4 protein-coding genes are annotated in these 3,948 nt (G+C 28.3%); all 4 read right to left on the bottom strand.

Annotation, left to right across the window (positions count from 1 at the left end; all coding sequences use genetic code 11):
• A partial coding sequence (locus PHI88_03670; GenBank protein MDD5552226.1) for a polysaccharide pyruvyl transferase family protein occupies positions 1 to 724 on the bottom strand: 724 nt, incomplete at its 3' end.
• 35 nt (positions 725 to 759) lie between these two features.
• Positions 760 to 1,953 carry a glycosyltransferase family 4 protein gene (locus tag PHI88_03665; protein ID MDD5552225.1) on the bottom strand — a complete coding sequence of 398 codons (1,194 nt, stop codon included), beginning with the start codon at positions 1,951 to 1,953 and terminating at the stop codon, positions 760 to 762.
• 3 nt (positions 1,954 to 1,956) lie between these two features.
• Positions 1,957 to 3,288 carry a flippase gene (locus tag PHI88_03660; protein MDD5552224.1) on the bottom strand — a complete coding sequence of 444 codons (1,332 nt, stop codon included), beginning with the start codon at positions 3,286 to 3,288 and terminating at the stop codon, positions 1,957 to 1,959.
• 8 nt (positions 3,289 to 3,296) lie between these two features.
• Positions 3,297 to 3,948: nitroreductase family protein (locus PHI88_03655; GenBank protein ID MDD5552223.1), on the bottom strand; the 652-nt coding region annotated here is incomplete at its 5' end.

Raw genomic sequence — 3,948 nt, 5'->3', positions numbered from 1 at the left:
TTGGAGAAATACCTATAATTGGTTTTGATACGTCAATGCCAATTTTTTTCACATAGTCAACAGCCCAATTTTTATCAGCAGGCCTTAGAGCTATTGAAACGTCCGGAAAAGAATAAAGAGGAACTTTCAACTTTAATTTTTTAATCTCCTCTAAATTATCCCTGCCCCTTACAAAGATAAAAGGAAGCTTTTTAAGCTTTCTTTTGACAAAGAAAGTATATATTTTACCAGAGATAGGACCATATGATTTTGTATATTTAAAGTAAGGTTTCTTTAGCTTATGAGATAATCTTTGGAAAAAAATCGTTTTTAAATAATCTAGCCACTTTGTTTTTAGTCCTCTATTGCCAATAAATTCTATTCCCGATAAATCAACTATAATATCACTTTTTTTGATCGTTTCAATTAGCTTTAAATATATTCTTTCTTCTTTTTTTGTTATTGTTTTTCTTTTTTTTAGGAAATAAATTATTTTATATAAAAAGAAAAAAACGCTTCCCCTTTCAAGAAAAAAATTCTCTCCAGAATTACATACAATATTAAAATAATTATTTTTCGCGAACAAAAAATTCTCTTTATAGTGTTTTTTAGGTAAAACAAAGACATATTCTGCATCTATATATCCATTTAATTTATTCATAAAAGAAAAAGAAATTCCTTGAGCTCCGTAATTATGATTTAAATATGACAAATCTGTTAATAAAACTTTAGTCTTCTTTTCCATAAATATCATTTTAAATTAATACATCTAAAAGATTTTCATAGTTTCCTTACTTCGTCAAATTCAGTTTCCATTCGTTCTTTCCATGTCCAAAGATTATTTTTAGCAAATTCTTTGGCGTTTTCTTCTAATCTCTTTCTTTTCTCATTATCTTTGAGTAATTTTATAATTATATCGGGCAATATATTTATTTTATCTAACTTTACTAATATTCCATTTTTTTCATTGTGGATAAATTTATCGGTGTCTCCAATATCTAAAGTAACTATGCACTTCCCGCAACTTAAAGCCTCAAGAAGCGGATTTCCAACATTTGAAATGTCATATGTTGAAATAAAAATATCAGCCAAATTATAATATTTCTTTAATTCGTCGTGTGGTAAAGCTCCTAAAAATCTAGTCCCATTCTCAACTTTTAGTTCTTTAACTAATTTTTCGAGATTTTCTTTTTCCTTCCCGTCGCCAATAATTAAAAGTTCGGTTTCTGACTCTGCTTTTAATACTCTTGACATTGTTTTTATTATTCTATCCACTCTTTTCCATTTTTCTAATCTGCTAATGGCTAATAAAATTTTTTTATTCTTCTCGATTTTAAGCTCTTTTTTAAAATTATTTTTATCAAAATTAGGAATATATATATTTTTATCCACGCCATTTAACCAAAATTTTACTTTCTTCGTTTTCGCATTAATTTTTCTCAATACTTTATCTCCCATTGTTCCGTCATTTGCCATAATTAAAAGATCAACAGGTATTTTCATTGCAAAAACGTCATCCCAATATTTAATTTTCCAAAACTTTTCTTGAAGATGAGCAGACAATTTAGTTCCTTGAAACCTAGAAATAATTGGTTTTTTAAAAATTTTTGACAAAACCTTAGAAACCGGAATCCCCTGAACTTCATATCCATAAAAAAAATCAATTTTTTCCTTTCTTGAGATTCTATATCCGATAAAAAAAGCTAATATCTGAAAATATAACCACCAAATTGATCTTCCAAAAAAAGCATTTATATTTAACCAGGATGAATTAAAACGTATTATTCTAATATTTGGGTGTATATCATAAACAGAGTCTTTTTTTTTATTGCCCGTCAAGAAAAAAACTTTCCATCCGTGTTCAGCAAAATTTTTAATAGTACGTAACAAGGAAGGTGCTCCTTTTTTCTGCCCCATTGACCAAATATCTAAAGCGGAAATTACTAATATTCTTTTTTTAGAAAAAGAAGTCATAAATTAGTTTTTACCGAGAGTGAATTTTCTGTTTTTTATTTTAATTAAAAAATGTTTATAAAATCTAAAATCTGATTTCTTAATAAAGACTACATCTCTAATTTTGTTTCCAGAAATTCTGGCATAAATAACAAACTTAATGACAAATGCAAATGTATAAGAAATTGCAGTAGCCCAAGCAGCACCTATAATACCGATTTTAGGAATCAAAAGTATATTTAAAGCGATATTTAAAATAACAGACACCAAAGCAATATAAGAATTTATTATGGGTTTTCCCCTTCCTGCTAAATCATTGGTTAAAATTCTCATTCCGCTTATGGAAACTGTTCCTATTAATAAAATTTGAAATGGTAAAACGGATTTTAAAAACACAGGCGAATAAAACAAAACTATAAGCCATCTGCCAAATAAAAAAAGTACTAACGACATTAAAAACGTAATAAATAAAATATTTCTACAAACTATAGGAGTGAATTTTTTTAACATTTTTTTATCTTTCTGGGCAGAAATACGAGGAAAAAGAACAGTTCCTGCTGACTGAGAAATAAGCCAAATTTTCTCTGCGAGTGCCACTGAGATTGAATAAAAACCAGCAGCAGTGGGATTTAAAAAAAAGTTTATCATCCACATATCGACTCTAAGGTGCAAGTAAGTTGCTATATTGCCCAAATAAACTTTAAAACTATAGGAAAAAAAATCTTTTAATAAATTTTTATCTAAAGAAAAAATTATCCCCTGGGTTTCTTTTTTAACCTGAAAAAATAAAAATATAGAAGCAAGTAAAAAAGAAATTGCCTGGGAAAAAAGCGCAGCTTTTATCCCGAAATGGAGACCTAAAAGAAAAGCAGAAATCAAAAATAAAAAAATAAAGCCCTGCAACAAACGAACAATATTATATTTTTTTATTTTCTGAAGTCCCAATAAAATATCAATCCCAAAAGTCAAAAAAATCTCAAAAGGAATTAAAAATAAAGCGAGTAATAAATATTCTTTTGCAACACCAGGGAATAATTTTTCTCCAAAAAATAAAGCGATTATTAATCCTATAGAAATCGCAACCATGCTTATCAAAATGGAAAAGAATATAACTGCTCCAAAAATCTTTTTTAAAGAATGTTGCCCTCTGCCAACATAAAAAACAGTTGCCGGCCCAACCCCAATTTGAGTGAAAGTAATTAACAAAGTTGGTAAAAGTACAGCCAAAGAATAAATCCCTTTTGCTTCAGGACCTAAAACTCTGGCGATTATAATAGAAACCAAAAGAAGAAAAAATAATTCTAATGTTTTACCACCAAATGTTATTAGAGTGTCTTTTTTAAAACTATTGGCCATTTTTAAAACTATTTTTTGGAAATAATGTAATTTTCAACCTTATCTCTCATAACCTTTTTCCCCCCATGCATTTCTTTTTTTACGTCAGGATATATCTTAGCATAACCAAAAGCCACCCCACACATAATCTTTAAATGATCGGGTATTTTTAAATTATTTCTTAGGTAATATTCAAAATTCCCTTCCATCTTTGTATGCGATCCTAAGCTCGTCTTTGTTTTATTTATAATCTTCTGAAAAATATTTCTCTTTTTCCCGTCCCTTGTAAAATGATATTCTGACAAATTAAAAACACAACTATCTATTCCTTTATCTTTTGCATATAAAATCATGTTCTGTAGAGCAAGACCAGTATCTATGTATGGCAAATGACGTTCATATTTATATTCGATATACATTTTCTTACTCATTGGCAAAGACATATCGCAAAATACCAAAACAAAAGCAGAAGCTCCCTTAAAGAAAGGCTTGAATTTCAATATCTCTTCAACTTCCTTTTTTTTATTTAAGATTAAAAATTTTAATTCCTGATTGTTGCATCCTGTTGGAGCCCATGTACCCGCCTCAATAATTGATAAAATATCTTCTTTTGAAACTTCTTTTCCACTAAAAATTCTTACGCTTCTTCTTCTTTTTATTAATTCCATTAAGTTTTCCATA

It is taken from the genome of Candidatus Paceibacterota bacterium (genome assembly GCA_028716825.1).
Lineage (GTDB): Bacteria > Patescibacteriota > Minisyncoccia > Minisyncoccales.
Note: the sequence above shows the minus strand (reverse complement) of the source record. Positions and strands in the feature narration are given on the sequence as shown.

Coding starts and splice junctions, on each gene's coding strand:
- PHI88_03665 (MDD5552225.1), bottom strand. CDS start 1,953: ATGACTTCTTTTTCTAAAAAAAGAATATTAGTAATTTCCGCTTTAGAT.
- PHI88_03660 (MDD5552224.1), bottom strand. CDS start 3,288: ATGGCCAATAGTTTTAAAAAAGACACTCTAATAACATTTGGTGGTAAA.